Here is a 22236-nt window from a genome sequence, read left to right as displayed (position 1 = left end):
TGTTCGTCTTCAGCGGTTTGGGGTCAAACGGTCGTCGCAGCGCTCGATCAGCTTCGGCATCAAAAGCGTCTGCAGCGCCTCCGGCGGCTCGCCCTCCATCCGGCGAAGGATGTAGGCGCCGAGCAGGCTGCTCGGCTCGCTGATCGGCAGGTAATAGGTGGTGATCGGTGGCGCGAAATACTGACTGACGTTCAGGTCGTCAGTGGCATTGATGACGGCGTCGCGGCCATGCACGAGGCCGCGCTCATGGAAACCGGAGAAGGCGCCGAGCGCCGAGGCTTCGTTGGCGCAGATATAGGCGGTCGGCGGATTGGAGAGATCCGCCATCGTCAGCACGTTCTCCCGCCCGAAGGCCGGCGTCAACCGCCCATGTGCGACCAGAGCCGGGTCGAACGGCAAGCCGGCAACCTCGAGCGCGCGCCTGTAGCTTTCAAACCGGGTTATGCCGTAGCTCAGATCCGACAGTGGGTTGAGCAGCGCGATGCGGCGATGGCCGCGGTCGACCAGTCTCGCCATCGAAACCCGGATCATCTGCTCGTTGTCGGCATCGACATAGGCATGCGGCGCGTTGTGCACGCTGGTGCCATAGGTGACGAAGGGAAAGTCGGCCGCCTGCATCGTGCGGATGCGCGGATCGTCGGCGCGCGTGCCCGAGATGATGATGCCGTCGGCCTTCTTCAGCGACACGATCTGCTGGATGACGGCCTGGCTTTCCTCGAAATTCCTGACCGCATAGAGCGAGACCCGGTACGGGCTGTCTTCCAGCGCCCAGGAAATGCCGCTCAAGAGCTGGGCGTATTCCACGCCTTCCCACTCGTTCTGCTTCGGGCCGGGCGCCGTCATGATCGCCGCGACCTGATAGGTCTTGCCAGTGCGCAACTGCACGCCGTGCATGTTCAGTTCGTAGCCGACGCGCTCGGCCGCTTCGATCACGATCGCGCGCGTCTCCGGGCGAACCTGAGGCGAATGCTTCAGGGCCTTCGAAACGGTGGCAATCGACAGCCCCGTTTCCTGCGCAATGGTCTTGATCGTTGGTCTTTGCATGGCGTCTCGGCTCGTCATGGATTGTCGTCGCTGAGCGATGCCGCCAGCAGGAGATAGACTGCGGATGTCCAGGCGAATGCCCGATCGCGAAGGCCCCTCCCCGACCGCGCATCGAAGTTTTCGGCCATACCGCTTTTGCTTGCAAGTGAACAGAACTTTTCCGCGATTTCGCGCGCCAGTTCAATCTCCCCTTGCCGGCGCAGGCCATCCCAGAGGAGCAACGTCGTCGGTGCCCAGATCGGGCCGCGCCAGTAGCCGTCATCCTCATAGAACGAACTTTTGGGGCTTTCGGTTGCCGGCCCCCAGGCGGTGATGAAGCCGCCAGCGACGAGACGGGCAACAAGCTTATCGCGCATTTCCGCGGGCAGACGCGTGCCGAGCAACAGCGGCATGAACTGGATCAGGTTTTCGCCCGGCAAGATGCGGTCCGGTGCGCCCGCAAGCCGGGCGCCAAACGTTGCGCCGGTCCAGAGGCGCGCGAACAGCAACGCCTGCAAGGCATCCGCCTTGGCGTTCCATTCCGCAGCACGCGCAGGATCGCTCTCGAGCAAAGTCGCAAGCGTCTCGCAAGCGAGAATGAGGAATACCGGCAGATCAGGCGAGATGACCGGGCCACCTTCGGCAAAGAAGGTCGCATTGTCCCAGCCACTATCGTTGCCATGGAAATAGCTCGGCAGCGACGTTGCGTCCGTGCGCGCATAGGTCAGCCAGTAGTCGACCTGCCGGCCGATTGCGTCGCGCAGATAGTTCTTGCGCTCCGCCGTCAGGAAATCCGGGTGCCTAGCCGCGATAAGCGACACCGCCCAGCCATGGACCGGCGGCTTGGTGAAGGCGAAGAGCACGTCACGATCATTGATGTAATCGGGCAGGAGACCGGAGCCGTCCTGATGGTCGAAGATCGCTGCGAGCTGGTCAAAGGCGAGGTCCGCATCGACGGCCGCCACACCCAGTGCCGAAAAGGCGTTGTCCCAACTCCAGATGTTGATCATGTGGTTCTTGGACATGTAGATCGCCGGCCGTGTCAGCTGCCCGCCAACCGGCACGCCGTTTGCCCACAGCAGATAGCTTGCCAGCCGATGCGCCGCGTCCTGACCGTGCGCGCCCCTCGGCACCTTGCCGTACCACTTTTCGAACTCGACAGTGACGTCGGAAAGGGCGTCCGCGAAGCTCTCAAGCGGCGCTGTCGGCGGCACGGTGCGGAAGAAGTCGACATTGCCCTCGAAAATGCCTGTGCCCGTGAAGGCGAAGGAAACGTCGGCCGAGTGGTCGCGCTGCCAGGCGCCCGACACGTCAAGGGTGCCAGACATAGCGCGCGGGATGAATTTGACGTTCTCGACGGCTGCCACGAGGCAATCGACGCCACCAGGCGTGCGATAGACGTAATCGTAGCGCGATCCTTCCAGGTGAAAGCGCACGCCAGCATTCTCGCCGCGGACATGTAGCCGCTCGCCCTTGCCGATAACAAAAGTCAGCGATCCGGCATTGATGCGGGCAACCAGCCGCTCCGGCGTCAACTCAAAGGTCGCCTGCGCTGGCTTGCCCATGGCATCGAGGAGCTCGACGCGGCAGAGGCGCCCAAGCGAGGGCCGTTCATCACCGCCGGCAACAAAGCGCAGATAGAGAGCACGCGCGCCGTCGCCACCCGGCACCTTCATCATCGACAGCGTCAGAAACCGTCCTTTTCGGCTGAAGGGGATATGATCGATATCGAACAGCATCGTTTACCCCTTCACCGACGAACCGACCGCACCATCCATGATGTAGCGCTGGGCGACGAAGAACAGTGCCAGCGGCGGCAGGCAGAGGATCACCGTGATCGCGGCAATCGAGGTCACGTCGACTTCATGCAGGCCCTTGAACATCGAGAGCCCGAGCGTCAGCGTGTATTTCGACTGGTCGTTCAAGAAAATCAGCGGGCCGAGATAGTCGTTCCACGCGTTCATGAAGTGGAAGGTACCGACCAGCACCAGGGCCGGCATCATCAGTGGCAAATGGATGCGCCAATAGATGTCGAAGGCATTCGCACCATCCATGCGCGCCGCTTCGTCGATCTCCATAGGCACGGTCATGATGTACTGGCGAAGCAGGAAGACGAAGAAGGCGTCGGCGAAATAGGCCGGCACGATCAGCGGCTTCAGCGTGTTGATCCAGCCCAGCATGTTGAATTCCATGTAGAGCGGAATCATCTTCACGTCCCACGGGATCATCATGGTGGCGAGCAGCACGATGAACAGCGGGTCGCGGCCAGGGAAGCGGAAGCGGGCAAAGCCATAGGCAACCAGCGAGCTCGAGATCAGCTGCCCGATGGTCGAAAACACGACGACGATGACCGAGTTGGTCAGGTAGGTGCCGAAGGGCTGCTTGTTCCAGGCGGCGGCAAAATTCTCCCAGTGCCATTCCGACGGCCAGAAGACCGGCGGGAACTGGTAGAGATCGGCGGTGCTTTTGATCGCCGTCATGAAGGTCCAGTAGAACGGCGCGATAAACAGGGCCGAGAGCAGGATCAGCGCGGAATAGAGCAGCGTCTTACGCATGGCCTTCTCCATCGTTCTGGCGGACTTCGCCTTCGTAGTAGACCCAGGCGGCCGACCAGCGCATCACGCCGAGGCTGAGCGCCAGAACGATGATGAACATCACCCAGGAGCCGGCGGCGGCATAACCCATGTCGAAATATTTGAAGGCGTTGTCGTAGATATACATAGCAAAGAAATAGGTGGAGCCGAGCGGGCCGCCCTTGGTCAGGAGGAGCGCGATGGTCAACTGTTGGAAGGCCGAGATGATCGAGGTGATGAAGGTAAAAAGCAGCATCGGCCCGAGCATCGGCAGGGTGATGAACAGCATCTGTGCCCAGCCGGGAACGCCCGAGACGGTGGCCGCCTCGTAAAGCTCCTTCGGAATGGCTTTGAGGCCGGTCAGGAGGATCAGCATGGTGCCGCCGAGACCCCAGAGGCTGGCGATGATAATCGCGACGATCGCGAGATTCGGATCGCCGAGCCAGTTCGGCCCGTGGATGCCGACGAGCGACAGCATGAAGTTCAAAAGGCCGTATTCCTTGCTGTAGATCCAGCTCCAGATCGTCACCAGCGCGACGCCGGAAATGACGCTCGGCAGATAGAAGGCGGTGCGGAAGAAGCCGCTGGCAAAGGTGATGTTGTGCAGCATCATCGCCAAGAGGAACGACATGACGATGTTGAACGGCACGTAGATCGCCGCGAACTTCACCGTGATCCAGAGGCTCTCCCAGAACTGCGGATCGTCGAACAGCATCGATTTATAGTTGTCGAGACCGACAAAGGCCCGCTCACCGACCACCGGCCAGTCATAGAAGCTCATCGTCAGGGAGAAGACGAGCGGCCCGAGCGTGAAGAACAGGAACCCGAGGATCCACGGGGAGATGAACAGATAGGGCGCTGCGTAGCGCGCGATGGCTGAGCGCTTGCGCCTTGCCACCTTGGGCTCTGCCCCGGCATAGGTCATATCCATCCCCCGTACTCCCTTTGCTTACTTGATCAACCGCTTGGAACGGCTGACGGCATCGTCCAGATGCTGCTTGGCGTTGCCCTGGTCGATCATGGTTGCTTCGATGGCGCGCGCGAGATTGTCCTGCACCTTGCCCCAGTTGGCGTTCTTCAGGAACGCGTGGGTTTCGGTGTTCGAGGTCGCGAGAATGTCGAAGAACGGCTTGTAGATCGGATCGGTGGTCATGCCCTTTTCTTCGGCAACGCTGGTGCGGACCGGCAGGTCGTTGATCCGCATGGCAACGGCTTCCGGCGAGGAGAAGAACTTGACGAACTCCCAGGCGAGGTCAGCGTGTGCTGCGTCCTTGGCGATCGAGATCGCCGAGACGCCGAGCGCCGAATGGGCGGTCTTGTCGCCGAACTTCGGCAACGGCGCCACGCCATACTTGATGCCCGAGGAGTCGATGCCTGCCTTCGACCACATTGCGCTCTGGAACATGGCGATCTTGCCGCCCTTGAACAGCGTGCTGCCCGAGGTGTCGTCGCCGAGGTTGAGCGTGATCGCTTCCTGCGTCTTGGCCATATCGCCGAACATGTCGAGCACCCGGGCCGCCGCATCGCTGTTCATGTAGCCGTCGATCTGCTTGCCATCGTCGGAGATGTACTTGGTGCCGTTCGACCAGAGGAACTGCTCGAAGTCGTAAGGGTCGGGCTTGGCGTCGACGGCAAAGCCGTAGACCTTGTTCTTCTCGTCACGGAACTTGGCGGCCTTGGCGCGCAGATCGTCCCAGGTCCAGCCATCCTTCGGCTCTTCGACGCCGGCCTTGGCGAACATGTCTTTGTTGTAGAAGACGACCTGGGTCGTGAAGCCCGACGGCATGCCGTAGGTCTTGCCTTCGACGCGCGTGGTGTTCATCAGGCCCTTAGGGAAATCGTCCGGCTTCACTTCGGCTGCGTCGCGCGCGATCAGATCGTCGAGCGGCATCAGCGAGGTGTAGTACTGCGGGAAATTCCACATATACATGACGTCGGGTGGGCTGCCGGCGCCGAAGGCGGCGATCAGCTTCTGGTCGTAACCATCGGCATAGGGCTCGACTTGCACCTTCACGCCCGGGTGCTTTTCCTCGAACTTCTTGGCGATCGCCTGCTGGATCGCCAGGCTCTCATCCGTGTCCCAGGTGGCAAAGCGCAAGGTTTCTTCCGCGCGGGCCGTGGCAACTCCAGCCATGGCCAAGACCATGAGCGAGCCGATGAGCGATTTCGTCCTGTTCTGCATGCTTCTCCTCCTCATTCGGGTCACGCGACCCTTTTGCTTTTTTCCTGATTGATCAGCATCTGCGTCTCGGGATCGAGCGCCCGCGCGATCGCCTTGCCGTCGGCATCGAACAGATGGCAATGCTCAGCGGGGATGCGCAGATGGATGCGCTCGCGGTTGGCAACCGGATGCGTGCCGCGCACGACGGCGGTCATGTCGGAGCCATTCTCAAGGCCGATGTGAACATGGCTTTCGGTGCCGAGCCGCTCGACCAGGCGGACGTCGCCGATCAGGTGCGCTTCCTCAGGCGAAACCAGCTCAAGCTTGTCCGGGCGGATGCCGATCGTCACCGGCTTGTCCTTGGCGACGACGGTGGATGACAACGTTCCGAGCGTCAGGTCCTGAACCAGACCACCGCCGGAAAGCGTCAATTCGGAACGGTCCTGGCGGACCAGGTTCGCGGTGACGAAATTCATCCGCGGCGAGCCGATAAAGCCGGCAACGAAGAGGTTCGCCGGCTGATAGAAGAGTTCGAGCGGCGTGCCGAACTGGCTGACCTTGCCTTTGTCGAGCACGACGACGCGATCGGAAAGCGTCATCGCCTCGACCTGATCATGGGTGACATAGATCATCGTGACGCCAAGGCGCTCGTGGAGTGCTGCAAGCTCGACGCGCATGGTCACACGCAGGCCGGCATCAAGGTTCGACAGCGGCTCATCGAGCAGGAACAGCTTCGGCTCGCGAACAATCGCGCGGCCGATGGCAACACGCTGGCGCTGGCCGCCGGAGAGTTGGCGGGGCTTGCGGTGCAACAGTTCGGAGATGCGCAGGATGTCGGCAGCGTTGTTGACGCGGCGATCGATCTCGTCGCGCTTCATGCCGTTCAGCGCCAGGCCGAAGGACAGGTTCTTGCGCACGTTCATGTGTGGATAGAGCGCGTAATTCTGGAAGACCATGGCGATATCGCGCTTGGCCGAGCGCAGATCGGTGATATCGCGATCGCCGAGGCGGATCGAACCGGAATCGAGCTCCTCAAGACCGGCGATCGAACGCAGGAGCGTGCTCTTACCGCAACCGGACGGCCCGAGAAAGCACACGAACTCGCCATCGGCGATATCGAGATTGATGCCCTTCAAGACTTCGAGCGAACCAAAGCCTTTGCGCAGATTTTCAATACGGATAGCTGCCAACGGGCCCTCCCCTGATGGCGAACATTGTGGCAGCCGGCTTAACGCTTACCTTACCACATGTTCGTGTTAAACGTTTATATGCACGATAAAAACGTTTAACTTTGTTGTAAAGCGAAAAAATCGGTGCTTGAGAAATTGCTGTGGGCGATAAAGGGCACAAAACCGATACGGCCGCTTCATGACCGGCCGTATCGTTTCTTGATCAATGGTTTAGGCGTCCGAGCGTCTCGTCGAGCGCATTGAGGAAATGGTCGCAATCCTCGGCGCTGAACGGCGCCGGCGGCTTCACCTTCAGCACGTTGTGGTGCGGCCCCTCGCTGCTGAGCAATATCCGATGCTTGCGTTTCATTTCAGCGATGACGAAGTCGAGCGCGCTTGCGGCCGGTTCCTGGGTCTCGCGGCTGCGCACCAATTCGATGCCGTTGAAGAGACCGTAGCCGCGCACGTCACCGATGATGGCATGGCGCTTGGCCAGCGCACGGGCGCCGTCCATCAACCGGTCGCCGACAACACGGCAGTGGTGCATCAACCGTTCGTCGCGAATGACGTCCAGCACCGCAAGGCCGATCTCGGCCGAAACCGGATTGCCGCCGAAGGTGTTGAAGTACTCCATGCCGTTGGCAAAGGAGGCGGCGATCGCCTCGGTGGTGACGACGGCGGCCATCGGGTGTCCGTTGCCGATCGGCTTGCCCATCGTGGCGATATCCGGGATCACACCTTGCGTCTGGTGCGCCCACATATGGCTGCCAACGCGGCCGAAGCCGACCTGCACTTCGTCGGCCAGGCACAGGCCGCCGGCGGCACGCACATGGGCATAGGCCTCATGCAGATAGCCTTCCGGCAATGTCAGCTGCCCGCCCGTTCCGAGAATACCCTCGCTGAAGAACAGCGCCGGGCGGCGGCCGTTTGCGGCAAGCGCCAGCACCTGGTTGCGCACATCCTCGGCATATTTGCGGCCTGCATCGACGTCGCCATAGCGATAGCGGCCGCGATAGAGATCGGGCATTTCCGCGACCTGGACATGGGCGGGGCGGCCCTCTCCGCCCTTGCCGGCAAACTTGTAGGGGCTGACGTCGATCATGCTCGACAGATGGCCGTGATAGGCATGATCGACGGTGATGACGTCGCGGTTTCCGGTGTAGGCACGAGCCAGCCTGAGCGCCAGGTCGTTGGCCTCGCTGCCGGAATTGACGAAGAAGCAGACGTTGAGTGGGTCGGGGAACTGCGCGGCCAGCCGCCGCGAATATTCGACCAGCGAATCGTGCAGATAGCGCGAATTGGTGTTGAGCTTCTCCATCTGCATCTGCGCCGCCTTGACGACGCGCGGATGGCAATGGCCGACGTGGCAGACATTGTTGACCATATCGAGCCAGCGCGTGCCGTCCTCGTCGATCAGATGAGCGCCCTCGCCGCCGACGATCTTCAGCGGCGCTGTGCTATAGGCGATACTGAGCGAACGCCCGATGCGCCGGTGACGTTCACGCACCAGAAAATCCTTCTCGCGGGCGACGATCACCGAAGCCGGCACAGGCAGCCCAAGCACAACGCTCGGATCGGGGCTGACCTCGTGCCAGACCTGCCATTGATCGCGCACGCCGACGCCGAACATGCGGCCCTCCAGCCCCAGATGGTCGGTCACCAGCTGGAAATGCAGATGCGGCGCCCAGTTGCCGTTTTCTTGGGTGGCACCAAGGCTCGCAAAGCTTTCGCCCGTGGCGATCGGTTGGCCGACCGTCAACTTCGCCATCGTCTCGCGCGACAGATGGCCGTAAAGCGTCCAGAAGATATCCCCGGCATCGGTGACATGTTCCAGCAGGACGGTCGGGCCGAAGCCGAAGGCGACGGCATCGTCATGAAGGAAAGCGACCTTGCCAGCGAACGGTGCATGCACCGGTTCCAATGCCGGCGCGAAGATATCGACGCCAAGATGGACTGAACGGCGCTCACCGGCGGTTGCCGTTTCGTAGGCGTCGCCCTGATAGATCGCGCGATCCTCGCCGTAAAGGCCGATGCCATAGTCGGCATTCTGCTCGCGAATACGCGCGGCGATCAGCGCCTCTGCCGCCGTGGCATCCAGTGCCGCCCACTGTGCCGCTTCGGGACTGGAGGCGGAGAAATCGAAGACGGCGACCTTGGGCTTGGCGACGGACGGCTTGACGATGGCGGAAAAGTCATGGGCGTTCTGCTCCAGCCAGCGCACGACGGACGCCGCATGCGCGATCGGCGCAAAGCCGCAGGCGTCGCGGATGCGGGCGATCGCAATCGCGCGGTTCTCGCGTTCGAGCCGTTGAAGCTCACGCCAGACGTCTTCCTGGCTGACAAGCAGGTAGGTGTTTTCAGGGTTGTCGCGGATCTGTTTGGCCGCCATGCACATGCTGACGGCATAGCGGGTGCGAACGAGATCGAAGATCAAAGCCGTCTCGGCCTCGCTGATCGGGTTCGCTCGGTGATAGGCGCCCGCGAGCGCTGCGATGGTGCCGACCGCATCCGCCGTGCCGATCAGCGCATAGGCGGCAGCGACAGCGATCTCGACGACGCGCCACGTTTCGACCATATCGCCGAAATCCAGCAATCCGCTGACGCGTCCCTCGTCGTCCAAAAGCACATTGTAGTCGTTGGCGTCGTTATGGATGACCTGTCGCAGGCAGCTTTCGAGGCTTGGCCGGACGGACGACGCGAACCGTTCGAAGATGGCGCGAACCGCTTCCCGCTTGTCGTCGCCGTCGATCAGACCCACGTGGTTCAGATGCATATCGGCACGGCCGATATCCCAGGCATAGACGCGTTTCGTGCCGGCATGGGCAAAGCCCTTGAGGCTTTGGTCGAGCTGGCCGAGCAGGTGCCCGAGCGTCTCCGCGCTCGTCAGACCGCGGGACGCGGATTTCGCCCAGATATCGCCGGGTAGCCAAGTCAGGAGCCGCGCGGTGCGCTCGCCGCGCACCATCGCTTTCACGGTTGACGCGCCGGCGCGACCGGGCACTGGCCGCGAGACCGGCAGATCGACTGCCGTTTTTGCGAGGTGGTCGAGCACCGCGACTTGCATGTCGAGTTCATCGGCATCGCCTGGCGCGTGCAGCTTCAGGAGATATTGCTCGCCGTCTTGCGCGCGAACGCGATAGTTGAGGTCGTGCTCGCCCGGCAGCGGCGAGATATCCCCTTCGATGCCATAGGTCTCGATGAGCAGCGCCCGGATTGCCGCCAGTTCCTGCTCAGCCTTCAAGTCTTCCTGTGCCATGCCTGCTGCTTGTCCCGTCACCATGAAATCCGTCGTCCGTCGTAGCTGCAGAAGCTGCCGCTGTCGGCCATGTCCGCTTCGTCGATAATCGCTTTCAGCCCAGCGGCACTTGTTGCCACCGGAACATTTGCCTCGCCGCCACCCATGTCGGTCCTGACCCAGCCGGGATGCAGCGACAGGACGGTGATGCCGTCCTTGCGAAAATCCTGTGCCAGCTTCACCGTCGCCATGTTCAACGCCGCCTTCGAGCAGCGATAGGCATAGTCGCCGTCATCATCGTCCAGCGTGCCTTCGGCAAGCGAGCCGGCACGACTGCTGATGTTGGCGATAACACAGCGTTCACCGGCCAGAAGGTTCGCATGCAGCGCACGTGCCAGGAGCAAAGGTGCGAGCGCGTTGACGCGCATCACCTCGAGGAAATCATCGCTGTCCAGCGTCGCAAGCCCACCCGTGTCGCCGCGGATGCCGGCATTGTTGATCAGAACGTCGATGGCCACACCTTCGAGCGCTCTGCCAAGGGCCATGATCGAAGCGGGGTCGGAGACATCAAGCGATTGCGCTTCAATGGCACCTTCGAAAGACGCTTCCCCTCGGACGCAGGCAATGACCCGCCAGCCGTCGGCCGCATAGAGTGCCGCGAGCTCGCGCCCGAGACCTCGCGAGGCACCGGTGATCAGCACGGTGCGTCGTACCTCCGTTTTATCGATGCTTGATGTCATATTTTCTCTCGACCATGTTCACGAGGCTGGCTGCAGCAAGCGTCAGGAAGATGTAGAAGATCGCGGCGGAGTTATAGGGCGCGAAAGGCAGGAAGCTTGCCGACTGGAACTCGCGCATGCGCTGGGTGATGTCGCGGATCGACAGGATCGACAGCAGCGAGGTGTCTTTGAGGATCGCGATCAGTTCGTTGCCGAGCGGCGGAATGATGATCCTGAAGGCCTGCGGCAGGATGACGAGGCGCGCTGTCTGCCAGCGATTGAGGCCGATGCTGCGCGCCGCCTCGACCTGGCCGACCGGTATGGCGTTGATGCCGGAACGGAAGATTTCCGCGAGGTAGGCCGAATAGGCAAGCGCCATGGCGACGATGCCGCGCACCAGATTGGGTGGGTCGAGCACGCCTTGCGTCGCGTCCTTCAACGCGCCGCTGAGCGGCAACCCGACATAGAGCACGATGACCAGCATCGGAATGCCGCGAATGGTATCGACGATGAATTCGGAGCCGACCGCCAGCGGGTGGCGCTGGTGCAGGTAGCCGCCGAAGGTCAGAAGCCCGAGGATAATCGCCAGCACCGCAACCGTAATGCCGGTTGCGCGATCGCGGTCGTTGAGCGCTTCGGTCTTCCAGAGCACCGGCAGATCGGCAGGCGCCGAGGCGGCCGGCAGCAGGGCGGCGCTGACCCCTTCGTTCTTGGCCATGGAAGCGAGTGCTTCGGTCGGGCCGACAAAGGTGCGAACCGGCGTTTCCGTCTGCGGCGCGCCGTCATACTGGCCGAACCGCACCGCACCGATCAGACCCGCCGGCGTGTTGGTGACGATGCCGACCTTGCCCTCGAGCGAACCGGCAAGCAGGTAGGTGTCGCGCGGCTGCAGCAGGAACCAGGCGGCGACGAGCGCCAGAACCAGGGTCGCGACCGCAAAATAGAGGCTGGTGCGCACCGTCGAGCGCAATTGCAGGAGGCCGACCCAGACGAGACCAAGCACTGCCGCCAGGATGTAGGCGGCAATCGCGGCGCGAATGGTGGTCGCCACCCCCGCCGCAAAGGCGATGTGCGCGAAGAAGAGAACGAAAACCAGCCCGGCGCCGTTGACGACGCCGAGGATCCATCGCCCGACACGTCTGAACGGACTGTCCAGAGGCTCGCCGCCACGTGCGCCTGCAAAAAACAGCCCGAGACCGAGGGTGCTCGACACCAGATATCCCGGGAACAGCCAGGACTCGACACCACGAAGCCAGAGATCGGCGGCCTCTGTCAATTGGCGCGGCGTCACGCCCTTGACGATCAGGTCCGATTTGAACGCATCGACGCCGTTTGCCACGACCGAGGCGATGAAGGGGTGAATGTTATGCCCGAGCAGCAGGACGACGGCGGCGCCGAGGTTCAGTACGGCCGCGGCCACCGCCCACTTCGGACGGCTCGCCTTGGCCCGCGAGAACAGGAGCACGCAAAGGCCCGCCGAAAAAGCGATCGCCAGCGCGAGAAAGCCGGGCACGAAGGCAGACGAGCCGTTCTCGACGCCGAGAATGGCGCGAAGCGACCGCTGGTAGTCTCCGGAGGATACGAAAAGATAGATGATGAAGGGCAGCGCGGTCAGGATGATGAGATTGCTCGGACGCACGCTTCTCAGGAACGACATTCATTCCTCCGGGGTATTGCTGTTGAAAAGGCTAGCCCCCGGAGCGGCCGCCTCGGCGCTCCGGGGAAATTGCGGAAGGCTTATTTCAGGCCCCAGTATTTGTTGACCAGCTGGTCGAGCGTGCCATCGTCCTTGATCATCTTCAGGCCCTCGTTGAAGGCCGCGACATTCTCGTCGCCCTTGCGGAAGACGAGGCCGAGCGGATCGGATTCCAGATCCTTGATCGCCACCACCAGTTCGCCGGCAAATTCGCGCTCGTAAGCCGCCGCATTCGCGCCATTGATGACGACGCCGTCGACGTCCTTGTTCTTGAGCGCGATGATGGCGGCGCTGAAGGTGTCATAGGCGGCAACGTTCTCCTTACCGACCACACCTTCGGCAACCTGAGCGTCGGTGGTATTGGCCTGGGCGGAGAGCTTTCTGCCGGCCTCCTTGAAGCGATCGAGCGTGATGTCCTGGTCTTCAACGCGCATCAGCACCGCCTGGCTGTTGACGATATAGGGGTCGGAGAAGTCCATCGCCTTCTTGCGTTCATCGGTGATCGAGACGCCGGAGGCGACGAGATCGAAATTGCCCTGATCGAGTGCGGCAAAGATGCCGTCCCAACCGGTGGTGATGAACTCGGCCTGGCAGTTGATCTTGGCACAGACCGCATTGACCACATCGACGTCGAAGCCAACGATCTGGCCGCTGGCCGGATCGACGCTTTCCATCGGCGGCGAGGTGGTGTCGGATCCAACCTTGAGCAATTTTCCGCCGAGATCGGCAGCGTGGGACACACTTGCGGAAAGAGCCGCAAATGTCAGGGCAATAATCAGTTTTTTCATGGTTCTCCTCCTTGGATGATGAATGTTCATGCCAGCCTGCCGCCGAGATTGTCCGGCTGCCTTTCGATCAGGGTTGGCCTGAAGACCTGCCGGAGCGCCTTCGGGTCCTCACCCTCCATGCGCTTCAGCAGGAACTGCCCGAGCGTCCGTCCGAGGACCTCGATCGGTTGATAGAAGGTGGTGATCGGCGGCGTGAAATAGGCGCTGACGTTGATGTCGTCATAGGCGATCACGTCGACATCGACGCCAACCTGCCGCCCGAGACTGCCGAGACCGGAAAGGACGCCGAGCGTCGTCGATTCGTTGATGCAGACGAAGGCAGTCGGCGGCTCCGCCACCTGCAAAAGGTCGATCACGCTCTGCCGGCCAAAATGGGTCGAAAGATCGCCTTCGACAACGAGATCGGCAGAGGCGGTAACGCCGGCTTCGCGGAAGGCGCGGGCAAACCCGTCCAGCCTGTCCAACGCATAGGAGAGCCGACGCTCCGGGTTGACGAGCGCGATGCGGCGATGGCCGCCGGCAAGCAAGCGGGCGGTGGCAGCGTGGGCTGCCCACTCGTTGTCGATATCGACATGGGCGTAATCCAGATCCTTGCGGCAACGCCCCATCGAGACAAATGGGAAATTGTGGTCGACCAGCAGATCGATGCGCGGGTCGTCGGCAAGAATGCCGGAAAAGATCAAGCCGTCGGCCAGACCCTGATCGACGATGCGGCGCGCCGTTTCCGCGCCGTCGGCAGCATCGCGGATGACATGCACGGACATGCGGTAGTCCGTACCATCCAGCGCCTGGCTGACGCCGCTCAAAATCTGGGTATATTCGACGCCGTCCCACTCGTAATCGCGTGCCGCGGTAACCGGCATCAGCACTGCCGCCTGAAAGCTCTTTCCGGTGCGAAGCGCCATGCCGCGCGCATTGGCCTGATAGCCGACTTCGCGCGCCGCCTTGAAGATGAGATCGCGGGTAACAGGCGCAACGACGGGCGAATCCCTGAGCGCTTTCGAGATCGTCGCGATGGAATAGCCGGTGATCTCGGCCAGTGTCTTGATCGTCGGCACCGGTGTACGCCGGGTTCTGTGCATATGCGCCGCCATGCACCCTCCCAGGCCGTTGGCTCACTCTGAACATATGCGTAACAGTCAATAAAAACGTTTTCAAGAAAAATAAAAACGTTTTTATTATCATATGGGGAGAAGTTCGACGTCAAAAAAATTACTACCAAGACTGCCTAATGGGCCAGGAAGGTGTGCTTTGCGCCGGAGCGGAACCCAAAGGACTTGCGGATCAACACCCGCCGAAGACTACAGCGCCGCGCGTCTCATTGGACGCGCAAAGGTCGCTGTAGCACTTTGAATGGCTGCATGTTTTGTCCTTAAATCGAATAGGATTTAAGGGAACCGGCAGTAGACCTTTGCAGCCAGGTAAAATCCCACGAATGAAAAATGGCCGCGAAGCATTCCCTTCGCGGCCTTCTTCATCGATATTCAGAGTAGAGACGCACGGCACATCACACTGCGCCGTGCGGGCGCCTTCTCAATCCATGTCGTCGTTATCAGGCGCAATCGCATGGTCACGATTGCCATGGATGATCTCACGCTTGCCGACATGGTTGGCAGCGCCGACAAGGCCCTCCTTCTCCATGCGCTCGACGAGCGAAGCCGCACGATTATAGCCGATACCCAGCCGGCGCTGGATGTAGGAGGTCGAGCACTTCTTGTCGCGCAGCACCACCTTGACGGCCTGGTCGTAGAGTTCGTTGCCGTCCTCCGAGGCCATCGCCGTCTTGTCGAAGACAGCGCCCTGCTCTTCCGCGGGCTCCTCTTCCTCTTCGTCCGCGGTAACGGTCTCGAGGTATTCGGGCCTGCCTTGCGTCTTCAGGTGGGCGACGACGTGCTCCACTTCCTGGTCCGAAACGAACGGTCCGTGGACACGGGCGATCCGCCCGCCGCCCTGCATGTGCAGCATGTCGCCCTGGCCGAGCAGCTGTTCGGCCCCCTGTTCGCCAAGGATGGTGCGGCTGTCGATCTTCGACGTCACCTGGAAGGAGATACGGGTCGGGAAGTTGGCCTTGATCGTGCCGGTGATGACGTCGACCGAGGGGCGCTGCGTCGCCATGATCAGGTGGATACCGGCAGCACGCGCCATCTGCGCAAGCCGCTGGATAGCACCTTCGATCTCCTTGCCGGCGACCATCATCAGGTCGGCCATCTCGTCGACGATGACGACGATATAGGGCATCGGCGCCAGATCCATTTCCTGCTGCTCGAACAGCGCCTCGCCGGTGCCCTTCTCGAAGCCGGCCTGGACCGTGCACATCACCGGCTCGCCCTTTTCGCGGGCAGCGGCAGCACGCTGGTTATAGCCGTCGATATTGCGAACGCCGAGGCGCGACATCTTGCGATAGCGGTCCTCCATCTCGCGCACCGCCCATTTCAGCGCCATGACGGCCTTCTTCGGATCGGTGACGACGGGGGTCAGCAGATGCGGGATGCCGTCATAGACGGAGAGTTCGAGCATCTTCGGATCGACCATGATCAGGCGGCACTCTTCCGGCTTCAACCGATAGAGCAGCGACAGGATCATGGTATTGATCGCCACCGACTTGCCCGAACCGGTGGTGCCGGCAACGAGCAGATGCGGCATCTTGGCCAGTTCGGCGATGACGGGCTCGCCACCGATCGTCTTGCCGAGGCAAAGCGCCAGCTTGCAGTTCGTCTTGCGGAAATCGACGGATTCGATCAGCTCGCGGAAATAGACCGTCTCGCGCGTCGCATTCGGCAGTTCGATGCCGATGACGTTGCGGCCGGGCACAACAGCGACACGGGCTGATAGTGCCGACATCGAGCGGGCGATGTCGTCGGCCAGGTTGATCACCCGCGAGGATTTGACGCCGGGCGCCGGTTCAAATTCGTAAAGCGTGACAACCGGCCCTGGCCGGACATGGATGATCTCGCCACGCACGCCGAAATCTTCGAGCACGCTTTCGAGCAGCCCGGCATTCTGTTCGAGCTGCTCCTGCGACATGAAGAAGCCGCGGCCTTCCGGCGGTTCCTGCAACAGGTCTTCGGCCGGAAATTCATAGCCGTCGGCGTGCGCGAAACGCTCGGTCGCGCCGATCGGCGGCAGAAGCGAAGGTGCGCGCGAGACCTGGGCGGGCATGGTGATAGCCGCCTTTGAGACTGTCGCAACGGTGCGAACAGGCTCTTCCTCGGCCATAAGTGATGTGATCTCGGCCGGTTCGACCGCAACAGGTGGAACGGATGCGATTTCCGACGGCACGATCATCGGCTCCGGCGCATCGCGCGCGGGGTCGATCGATACGGGTTCTGCCAGTGCGGGCACAACGGCGGCAGGCACCGATGGCACCTCAGCTGCCGGGCGGCATTCGACAACGCGGAACAGCGACGTGATCGCCGTCGGCGGCATGCGCTTGATTTCGACTGCCTTGACGGGAATTGGGGCCGGGGCCGGTGCCGGCATCGACACGACAGCGGCGGGCGTGAAGGAAGCGGGCACCGCTGTGTCGACGAATGGCTTCGGCTGCACAATGGCTGCCTCTGCCGGGCCGTCATCCAGGGTGGAGGGGCCAAACTCGAAGAAGGCGAAGTCCGACAGAAACGACAGACGCGTGTCGGCCGGGGCTTCTACTGCCGCCGCTGGCTCGACTATCTGCGTCGGTTCAACGGGTGCAGCCAGCATTGCGATCGCCACAGGCGCCTCGTTCGCGGACTGGGCCGGCAGGCTCGGGCCGATTGCAGAGCCAGCAACGGTAGCGTTGGGCGCCAGGTTGGCCGCGCCTGCCTTTGGCGCCGACGACCAATGCGGCAGCTGGCTCGTGAGAACGCGCAGCAGCTCGGAGGGGCTGTAGGAAGGCAGGGCCTGCTCAGGCACGGGTGCGGGCATACGCACGGGAACGACATCGACCATGTCCGGCGATTCGACGGGGGCGACGGCTTCGATGGCCGCAGACGCTGCTTCCACGGGCTCTGCCGCGGCGACGACATTTTCGCTTGAGGCAATCTGTTCCTCAGATGCGACATCGCTGTCGCTGTCCGAAGGCGCGCGGCGCTTGGTAAACTCCCGTTCCGGCGTGCGGGTGAACCGCACGTTCGGCGCCAGGAAGAAGTGGCTCTCCCACGTTGAATCGCCGTAGTGGCCAGCGATCTCCGACAGGGTCGGCAGCGGCTCGTCGGTCGACGTCGTCACCTGGGCCGGCGCATAGGCCGTGCCCTGGCCATAGAGCCGGGCAGCGCGGCCGACATGCGCCGTCGCGTCCGATTGCTGGTTGGCTGGTTTGCGAGGCGCGGCAGGCGCCTCGTACAACTGGTAGGGATCGACTGGATCCACGTCATGGGTGGGCATATCGCTCAACGCACCGTCCTGCGGATCGTCATAGTAATCCGCCTGGTTTGCATCATGCAAAGCTGCCTGAGAGAAGTTTGTCCTGGGAATACGCATGGGTCCTGGAAGAGCTAGAGACATCGCCGAGGGGCCTGCTAAGCGATAGAAAATGAAGGTTAACAAGTCCCTTCCAAAGGCCGCTTGAAAGACATCAGGCGCGCCGTTCAACCCGGCAAAACGACCGATGAAACGGCCGCAATCCCCATCCCGCTCAAGGGCATCGCGCCATTCTGTCGCTGGCAGAACCTGGCCGAAAATATTTCTTCCGGATTGTCATTTTGGCACGTCGCGGCGCAGCAGGGGCAACCGCTTCGGTCGGAGATACGGACCATAACGAATCGGGCCGCCGTGACCTTGTCACGCCGGCCCGAGAATGACCGCCATAGGCTCGGCAAATTCCCGAGCGATCAGCTCCGGCGCGCAGCGACGAAAGCCGCGTGATGCCTGGCCAGAAGCTCGATCGCTTCATCGACAAACGCCGGGCTGACATTGGCCGAAAACTCGATCCGTGCACTCTTTCCGTCTCGTCTCAGCTTGGCAAAGGCCTGGCCGTTCTCGTCGGTGAGAACCTCGGGTTTGGCCGGATCCTGCCTTTCGGTACGCGACAGACGCGCAAAGACGAACTGGAAGCGCTGGTCGCTGTCAGCCTCGAGGAAACGCCTCAGACCAATCTCTTCCTGCGCCTTCCGCAGCGCCTGCTCGCCCTCAAGCAGGCCGCCGATCGCCATCCAGCGCTCGCGACCGACCTTGGGCGCCGGACCGATTGCCCGTGCGATTGCCATTGGAACGCTTTCGGCGACCTGGATCAGCCGCGACAACTCGCTCTTCTGGACGGCGAGCGCATCGCCGATCACCTTTCGATCAAAGCCGCGCTCGGCCAGGGCCGAGGCAAACAGCGCCCGCTCGATAAAAGACAGGTTGCGGCGTTCGGCGTTTTCCTTGCCCTGCGCCAGTACAAGTTCGTCGTCGGTCAGGGACCGGACGATGGCCTTGACCTTGATGCCGAGGCTGCGGACGGCGTTCAGCCGGCGGTGGCCATAGGCAGTTTGATAGCGGCCCTGCTTTTCCGGGTGCGGGCGCACGAGGATCGGCGACTGCTGGCCGTTTTCGCGGATGCTGTCGCCAAGCGCCAGGAAGTCCGGATCGTCGAGCTCACCATCGGTCAGGCGGTCGCCGACGAACGAGGCGTCGACCAGATCCGGATCAAGTTCGACAACGCGCTCGCCCTGATGCAGCGCCTCGCGCAGCGATCGCGCCTCTTCTGCCTCGCGGGTGATGCTGCCAAGCGAAAGGCCCATGGCCTTGATGGCGCCCGAGGCCGCACGCGGCGTATCGGCAGCAGGTGCGGCAGGCGTCAGCGTCGTTATCTCAGCGGAGCTCGTCGCATTGGGTTCGGCGCCAGGCGCAGGCGCTACGTTTCCGGAAAAGAGTGCGCGCAGTTCGTTCTTGCGGTTGCCAGCCATGTATTTTAGCGCCCCCAGGCCGCATGAATGAGAGCTTCGATCTCGCCGTTGACGGAATTCAAGGATTCGATCGCGCGGTCGTAGGTCGCGCGGGTGAAATTCTCGCGACCCACTTCGTAGAGCGTCTGCTTCGTCAGACCGGCATCGGAAACGGCGGTCGACTTGACCATCGCAGAGGTCAGGACACGGTCTCCGAACAGCGAGCGCATGAAACCGACGATCTGCGCCTGCGGCCCGTCGTTCGGCTCGAAGCGGGTGACGAGATAGCGCAGGAAGTCGAAGTTGAGTTCGCCGCCCGCCTCGCGCACGACGCTCAGGAGGTCCGAGGTCATGTAGAGAAACTGGTTCATCGACGCGACGTCGAGCATCTGCGGATGCACGGTGACGAGAACCGACGTCGAGGCGCAAAGCGCCGACAGCGTGAGATAACCGAGCTGCGGCGGGCAGTCGATGACGACGACATCGTAATCGTCGGCAACGCTTGCCAGTGCCGACTGCACCCGCGCGAAGAACAGCGGGCCGGCATCGGAGCCGCTATGGCGGGCGCTGAGTGCCTGCGGCGTCGTATGCTCGAATTCCTGCAGTTCCAGATTGCCGGGCACCAGGTCGAGCCCGTCAAAATATGTCGGACGGATGATGTCTTTCAGCGGCCGCGCTTCGGCGTCGTAGCGGATGGCGCCGTAGAGCGTGTCGTTGCCGGTGAGGTCCAGCTCTGGCTGGTAGCCGAAGAGCGCCGAAAGCGACGCCTGCGGGTCAAGGTCGACGGCGAGAACCCGGTGGCCGGTCATGGCGAGATATTGCGCGATATGGACCGACGATGTGGTCTTGCCGGAACCGCCCTTGAAGTTGGTGACGGAAATGACCTGCAGGTGCTCGCCGCGCTCGCGGTCGCGCCACTTCAGGTAGCTGCGCGCCTTGGCGGCATTGCCCTTGGCAAGTGCCTGCTCGGCAAGGTGGCGGCGAAGCGCGTTGATGTCGGACAGCGAATAGGAGCGGCGACCGCCGGTGCCGGTATCGGGTTGAGGCCCCTCGCCCGCAAGCGACAGCTGGCGCAGGTAACCGTCGGAAACGCCGATCAGCTTGGCCGCCTCGCCTGAGGTGAAGCTGCGAAGCGTCTTCATCGCCGTTGGCGGAAACAGCCGCTCGCGCATCGCCTTCAGCTGTTCGGAAAGGGCGCGCGCATCGGCCGCGATCGCTTCGTCGGCTGGCTGGCGGGCGTGGGAAGGGTCCGTCCCGGATCGCGTCTGTGTTACCGTCATGTCCATTCCCGCCATGCTCCTTGCGCGCTTTCCCGCACCATTGACACCGGGATGCACTAACAGAGATTTAATTCAGATACGCCTAAACGGCACATATTCACAAAATTCCGTAACAGAGATGCCGCAGACAATGATTCGCGTCAAGGCATCGAGCCGAATTCGAACATCCCGGCCGGCAAGATCCTGCACGCTTGCGAGACGGAAGAGACAAAAAGGCCGCCGGCCCAAGGGCGGCGGCTCGTCGTGACGTCGCGTGAACGCGATTGCCGTCGAAGGATCAGAGCTTGGGACCGATATGATCGGGGATCGGGCACTGGTAGGGCTTGCCTTCGGTCTTTTCCCGCCACTCGGCCTTTGCCTGCGCCAGCAGTTCCGGATCGAGGATGAGATCGAGACCGGTCGCCGCCAACGACTTGGCCGCGTGGGCGAAAGCCTTGTGTGCCGCGGGGCTCTTGCCTTGCGCTACCACCTGCCAGGTGTGCGGCGCGGTGCCGATCGCCCAGGCGGGCGCCCAGCATTGCGCCGTCGGCGTCACCCAGCTGACATCGCCGACATCGGTCGAGCCGGCGCGGAAATGCGATTGGCCCTCGAAATCGCGAAGGCCGAGGTGGAGACCACTCGATCCGTCCATGCGGCTGTTGGAGAAGACGTCGCCCTTGATCTGGTAAAGCCGGATGCTGCTGGCGATCGCCTCCGGCGTCATCGTCTTCTGGATCTCACGGGCAAATTCGAGGTCTGCCTCGTCGAAGGGAACCGGTCCGAGCGCGACCATGTTCTGGTGGATCGCCGTCTCGAGCGTGATGTTCGGCAAAAGATTGGTGGCGGCGCGATCGAAGACGATCTCGACCTCCGTCTCGGTCATCATCGCAGCGCCCCTGGCGACCTTGTCGATGCGGGCAGCCAGCGCAAGCGCCTCAGGCATTTGCGGTGCACGCACAAGGTAGAGCGCTTCGGCGCGGGCCTGGACGACGTTGGCCGCCTTGCCGCCGGCGTCGGTGATCGCATAGTGCACGCGGCAATCCTGCGGCATGTGCTCGCGCAGGAAGTTGACACCGATATTCATCAGCTCCAGCGCATCGAGGGCGCTCCGTCCAAGATGGGCGCCGTTCGAGGCATGGGCGGCGACCCCCTTGAAACGATAGTAGATTTCGAGGACGGCGAGATTGTTGGTCGAGCGCACGCCATTGAAGGGTGCTGGGTGCCAGGTGAGTGCGGTATCGACATCGGCAAAGGCGCAGGCGCGCGCCATGAAAGTCTTGCCCGAGCCGCCCTCTTCGCCGGGGCAACCATAGTAACGAACGGTGCCTGGCAGATCGTTCTCGCGGAGATAACGGGCAAGGGCGACTGCAGCCAGCAGCGAGCCGGTGCCGAGCAGATTATGCCCGCAGCCGTGTCCGGTGCCGCCGTCTTCAAGCGCCTTTGCCTCGACGACGCCGGCGATCTGGCTCAAGCCCGCAAGCGCGTCGAATTCACCGAGAAGGGCAATGACCGGGCCACCCGCGCCGGCTTCACCGGTAAAGGCGGTTTCGATATCGGCCGTTCCCCGCGTGATGCGAAACCCGTGCTTTTCCAGCATCGCTATTTGCGTCGCCGCCGACTGGTGCTCGCGAAAGCTCAGTTCGGCATAGTCCCAGATCGCGTCGCTCATCGCTGCGAATTCAGGCTTCAACTCTTCGACTATATCTGCAAGAGCGGCGACGACGGATGGCTGGGGCATGGGTATTCCTCTTGCGGGCGACATGTGGGCCG

At 62.4% G+C, this 22236-nt stretch carries 15 protein-coding genes; all 15 read right to left on the bottom strand.

The features are described 5' to 3' along the window. Window positions 1-9 precede the first annotated feature (9 nt). Window positions 10-1044 carry a LacI family DNA-binding transcriptional regulator gene (locus tag ASD52_RS03675; RefSeq protein WP_057222873.1) on the bottom strand — a complete coding sequence of 345 codons (1035 nt, stop codon included), beginning with the start codon at window positions 1042-1044 and terminating at the stop codon, window positions 10-12. 14 nt (window positions 1045-1058) lie between these two features. Beyond that, a complete protein-coding gene (locus ASD52_RS03670) occupies window positions 1059-2762 on the bottom strand; it encodes a trehalase family glycosidase (protein WP_057222872.1) in 1704 nt (567 codons plus the stop codon). Between the two features lie 3 nt (window positions 2763-2765). Further along, complete coding sequence (locus ASD52_RS03665) at window positions 2766-3578, bottom strand: carbohydrate ABC transporter permease (RefSeq protein WP_025429197.1); 813 nt, start codon at window positions 3576-3578, stop codon at window positions 2766-2768. Continuing rightward, complete coding sequence (locus ASD52_RS03660) at window positions 3571-4527, bottom strand: sugar ABC transporter permease (RefSeq protein ID WP_057209759.1); 957 nt, start codon at window positions 4525-4527, stop codon at window positions 3571-3573. Before ASD52_RS03660 ends, ASD52_RS03665 begins: the two co-directional genes overlap by 8 nt. An 18-nt stretch (window positions 4528-4545) precedes the next feature. Beyond that, window positions 4546-5778, bottom strand: coding sequence for a sugar ABC transporter substrate-binding protein (locus ASD52_RS03655; RefSeq protein WP_057222871.1), 1233 nt, complete (start codon window positions 5776-5778; stop codon window positions 4546-4548). Window positions 5779-5798: 20 nt separating this feature from the next. Beyond that, window positions 5799-6947, bottom strand: a complete 1149-nt coding sequence (gene ugpC / locus ASD52_RS03650) for a sn-glycerol-3-phosphate ABC transporter ATP-binding protein UgpC (protein WP_057222870.1) — start codon at window positions 6945-6947, stop codon at window positions 5799-5801. Between the two features lie 202 nt (window positions 6948-7149). Next, on the bottom strand, window positions 7150-10182 hold the full coding sequence (locus ASD52_RS03645; protein ID WP_057222869.1) for an aminotransferase class III-fold pyridoxal phosphate-dependent enzyme: 3033 nt from the start codon (window positions 10180-10182) through the stop codon (window positions 7150-7152). Between the two features lie 17 nt (window positions 10183-10199). Then, window positions 10200-10862, bottom strand: a complete 663-nt coding sequence (locus tag ASD52_RS03640; protein ID WP_025429202.1) for an SDR family oxidoreductase — start codon at window positions 10860-10862, stop codon at window positions 10200-10202. A 19-nt stretch (window positions 10863-10881) separates the two neighbouring features. Beyond that, a complete protein-coding gene (locus tag ASD52_RS03635) occupies window positions 10882-12537 on the bottom strand; it encodes an amino acid ABC transporter permease (protein ID WP_057222868.1) in 1656 nt (551 codons plus the stop codon). An 80-nt stretch (window positions 12538-12617) separates the two neighbouring features. Continuing rightward, the gene (locus ASD52_RS03630; RefSeq protein WP_025429204.1) at window positions 12618-13364 is read right to left on the bottom strand and encodes a transporter substrate-binding domain-containing protein; all 747 of its coding nucleotides are present in this window, start codon (window positions 13362-13364) and stop codon (window positions 12618-12620) included. A gap of 26 nt (window positions 13365-13390) precedes the next feature. Then, window positions 13391-14446: a LacI family transcriptional regulator gene (locus ASD52_RS03625; RefSeq protein WP_082571726.1), complete on the bottom strand. Its 1056-nt coding sequence runs from the start codon at window positions 14444-14446 to the stop codon at window positions 13391-13393. Between the two features lie 451 nt (window positions 14447-14897). Further along, window positions 14898-17822 carry a DNA translocase FtsK gene (locus tag ASD52_RS03620; RefSeq protein ID WP_057222866.1) on the bottom strand — a complete coding sequence of 975 codons (2925 nt, stop codon included), beginning with the start codon at window positions 17820-17822 and terminating at the stop codon, window positions 14898-14900. Window positions 17823-18172: 350 nt separating this feature from the next. Beyond that, a complete protein-coding gene (gene repB / locus ASD52_RS03615) occupies window positions 18173-19228 on the bottom strand; it encodes a plasmid partitioning protein RepB (RefSeq protein ID WP_057222865.1) in 1056 nt (351 codons plus the stop codon). A 5-nt stretch (window positions 19229-19233) separates the two neighbouring features. Next, the gene (repA, locus tag ASD52_RS03610) at window positions 19234-20487 is read right to left on the bottom strand and encodes a plasmid partitioning protein RepA (RefSeq protein WP_107027553.1); all 1254 of its coding nucleotides are present in this window, start codon (window positions 20485-20487) and stop codon (window positions 19234-19236) included. 277 nt (window positions 20488-20764) lie between these two features. Next, a complete protein-coding gene (locus ASD52_RS03605) occupies window positions 20765-22204 on the bottom strand; it encodes a M20 family metallopeptidase (protein WP_057222864.1) in 1440 nt (479 codons plus the stop codon). Window positions 22205-22236: the final 32 nt, after the last annotated feature.

Source organism: Ensifer sp. Root142 (genome assembly GCF_001426785.1).
GTDB classification, from domain to species: Bacteria; Pseudomonadota; Alphaproteobacteria; order Rhizobiales; family Rhizobiaceae; genus Ensifer; species Ensifer canadensis.
The sequence above is the reverse complement of the archived record's forward strand: the minus strand, read 5'-3'. Positions and strand labels throughout refer to the sequence as shown.

Excerpts from the sequence above, each read along its gene's own strand:
- ASD52_RS03675 (WP_057222873.1), bottom strand. The coding sequence starts at position 1,044 with ATGCAAAGACCAACGATCAAGACCATTGCGCAGGAAACGGGGCTGTCG.
- ASD52_RS03670 (WP_057222872.1), bottom strand. The coding sequence starts at position 2,762 with ATGCTGTTCGATATCGATCATATCCCCTTCAGCCGAAAAGGACGGTTT.
- ASD52_RS03665 (WP_025429197.1), bottom strand. The coding sequence starts at position 3,578 with ATGCGTAAGACGCTGCTCTATTCCGCGCTGATCCTGCTCTCGGCCCTG.
- ASD52_RS03660 (WP_057209759.1), bottom strand. The coding sequence starts at position 4,527 with ATGGATATGACCTATGCCGGGGCAGAGCCCAAGGTGGCAAGGCGCAAG.
- ASD52_RS03655 (WP_057222871.1), bottom strand. The coding sequence starts at position 5,778 with ATGCAGAACAGGACGAAATCGCTCATCGGCTCGCTCATGGTCTTGGCC.
- ASD52_RS03645 (WP_057222869.1), bottom strand. The coding sequence starts at position 10,182 with ATGGCACAGGAAGACTTGAAGGCTGAGCAGGAACTGGCGGCAATCCGG.
- ASD52_RS03635 (WP_057222868.1), bottom strand. The coding sequence starts at position 12,537 with ATGTCGTTCCTGAGAAGCGTGCGTCCGAGCAATCTCATCATCCTGACC.
- ASD52_RS03630 (WP_025429204.1), bottom strand. The coding sequence starts at position 13,364 with ATGAAAAAACTGATTATTGCCCTGACATTTGCGGCTCTTTCCGCAAGT.
- ASD52_RS03625 (WP_082571726.1), bottom strand. The coding sequence starts at position 14,446 with ATGCACAGAACCCGGCGTACACCGGTGCCGACGATCAAGACACTGGCC.
- ASD52_RS03620 (WP_057222866.1), bottom strand. The coding sequence starts at position 17,822 with ATGCGTATTCCCAGGACAAACTTCTCTCAGGCAGCTTTGCATGATGCA.
- repB (WP_057222865.1), bottom strand. The coding sequence starts at position 19,228 with ATGGCTGGCAACCGCAAGAACGAACTGCGCGCACTCTTTTCCGGAAAC.
- repA (WP_107027553.1), bottom strand. The coding sequence starts at position 20,487 with ATGACGGTAACACAGACGCGATCCGGGACGGACCCTTCCCACGCCCGC.
- ASD52_RS03605 (WP_057222864.1), bottom strand. The coding sequence starts at position 22,204 with ATGCCCCAGCCATCCGTCGTCGCCGCTCTTGCAGATATAGTCGAAGAG.